This window comes from Massilia genomosp. 1 (assembly GCF_011682185.1).
In the GTDB taxonomy this organism is placed as follows: domain Bacteria; phylum Pseudomonadota; class Gammaproteobacteria; order Burkholderiales; family Burkholderiaceae_D; genus Telluria_A; species Telluria_A rubra.
In genome coordinates this window covers 1-2,310 of the sequence record NZ_WHJF01000227.1, presented here as the reverse complement: position 1 = coordinate 2,310, position 2,310 = coordinate 1, and the positions used below count along the sequence as shown (strand labels likewise).

Annotated in this window: 1 protein-coding gene and 1 pseudogene; both read right to left on the bottom strand. The window is 55.4% G+C overall.

Translation table 11 applies throughout. The annotated features are described in order from the left end of the window. Positions 1 to 109 precede the first annotated feature (109 nt). Positions 110 to 232, bottom strand: coding sequence for a hypothetical protein (locus F1735_RS37650; protein WP_267876718.1), 123 nt, complete (start codon positions 230 to 232; stop codon positions 110 to 112). 337 nt (positions 233 to 569) lie between these two features. Beyond that, positions 570 to 2,090: pseudogene (locus tag F1735_RS33025) on the bottom strand (restriction endonuclease); the annotation flags it as partial. Positions 2,091 to 2,310: the final 220 nt, after the last annotated feature.

Here is a 2,310-nt window from a genome sequence, read left to right as displayed (position 1 = left end):
ATCAAGCCCGCTGGGGAACGCTCTTCCCCCAGTGGGAGCCCGCGGCAGGCGTCTACGGCCGCGCGCATGGCGAAAAGCCACGCGCAATGGCACCCAGATTTGCGCGCTTTTACAAGCCCGCTAACACCTGAACGCCATCAAACCAACTCTGATCATATTTTTCAAAGATGCGCCACAGATACACCCGCTCATTGACGGCGATGCGACGCTTGCCTTTTGCACTGATTGCCATCATGTCCTTCGTGGATAAACGGTGCCGGCCCGAGCGCAGCAATGCGCAACATCGCAATCGCCAAGCTGTTGATTTGATTGAAGATGGTTGGTGCGGCTGGCGGGGATCGAACCCACGACCCTTGGCTTCGGAGGCCAAACCGCAGAACCTTGGGGAGGTGCGCCGTTGCTGCAACTCCTTGATCTACAGAGTAGAGCAACAGGCAACAAATGGCAACAGTGGGTAGTAAAGGGAAGAAAATAGCCTGTTTTCTCCCCCGGAATTCTCCCCATTCTTGCCTGATGACCGAAGGACACATGGCATTAGCTTGCCTGGCTCCCGTACCTTCAGGCCATCTTCACTCCATCGTCTTAAGTACGTCACCGAAGGAGGTCGCCACTAGGTAATGGGCCCGACTTTCCGCAACTCCAAGTGCCGCAAAGTGCGCCTTGCCGCATTCAATCTTTGCGTCTTCCTTGCTACGCAGGTCGTCGCTGAACAAACTGCTCTTGGTCTCCACCACGAAATACAAGCGCTGCGTACCCTCCTGGTCGAACAGAATGGCCCAGTCCGGGTTGTAGGGCCCCAATGGCGTTGGGACCTTGAACCAGCTCGGCAGTTTGGCATACAGCACCACACCGTCGTTCTTCTCCAGAGCGTCGGCGAAGTCGCGTTCGGTGTCCGAGTCGTAGATAACGTGCTCGTAAATCGATCGCTTGGTATCCAGCAGCATATTGCGTAGGTAGCCGGTCAACTCATCCTTAGCGAACAGTTCCTGAGCGTAAAAGTTCTCGTCGCCGATTTTCTGGTACTTGATTCCGTCCACTAACGCTAAGCGCTTGCAGCGATTGATAACCTCGGCAGTCTGTTCAATGAATTGTTGCGGGTTGCGCTTGAATTCATCCAGTCGGCCACTGCCGGTCAGAATGGCAATGATGCTCCGGCGCGTTAGCTGGGTACGATCCTGTAAGTCGGTCAAAAGGTCCGGCAGCTCGATGTCGCCCTCGTCCAACACCACGGTCGCCGCACCTTTCTTTTCAGTGGCGAGCACGCCGGCCTGTCCAATGGAGATGTCGGCCTTGCGCCACTGCAGCCGCGCTTTGGCAATAGCCGGGGCCTTTTTTAGCTCGGCGGTGCAGTCTTGCAGCAACTTCGCATTGTCGAACTGGACGCGGTATGTGGTCTGGTGCTTGATGCGGTCCCATAGGGCCTTAAAATCAGGCGACAGATAAACTGCCTTGCCGTCTTTATCCTTGCGCAGCGGCGAAGCCATGCGCTCGTCAGCATTCTTGATCTCGAGCCGGCCCGATACTTTCCTCAGTATTTCGGCAATCTGGGCGCGTTGCGCCTCGAATGCCGCAGGCAGCGCCAGAGTACCGCTTTTCAGGGCCAGCTTCAGCGAATCCTGCACCTTGCCTCTTCCATCGACGTACCCGGCTGCCTTCAGGTGCTCCCACAGGGCCTTGGACTGGTCCACACCCAGTGGCGAGAGCGAGCCATCGTCCGCCTTGATGGCGATACCAGCGAATTGGTGCTGCTCCAGTACACCGAACCGAATGCCCGTGTCGGCCTCAATTTCCTTTTGCAGGTTTTCAGCGAACTGCTCGTAGGACTCGGTAGCAATGACAGTCAGGCGATTGATCTCGAAGCCCCGTACCCGGTCGCCGTTTTGATCCACACACAGGCGCAAGCCCCGACCGATGGTCTGCCTGCGCTCGCGCTCGGTGCCCATTTCCCTTAGAGTACAAATTTGGAAGACGTTTGGATTGTCCCAGCCTTCCTTCAGCGCTGAGTGCGAGAAGATGAATTTCAGCGGCGTGTCGAAAGCGAGCAGCTTCTCCTTGTCCTTCATGATCAAATTGTATGCTCGCTCGGCGTCGGAAATTTGCAAGCTAGTTGTCGCCTAAATACGATTTTTACGCTGCTTTTTTGAGTGCTTGATTTTTCTCCTTTTTGGTGACGGCTTCCGTGACCCCCCTGTGTCAAACTGTTGTGAGACAACTTCATAACTCTAATTAAGGAAGTTGGTACCCACATGGAATCGAATATGACACCAGCAGCAGGACGCATCCAAGACGATATCGATGGTTTTTCTGACG

Excerpts from the sequence above, each read along its gene's own strand:
- F1735_RS37650 (WP_267876718.1), bottom strand. The coding sequence starts at position 232 with ATGGCAATCAGTGCAAAAGGCAAGCGTCGCATCGCCGTCAATGAGCGG.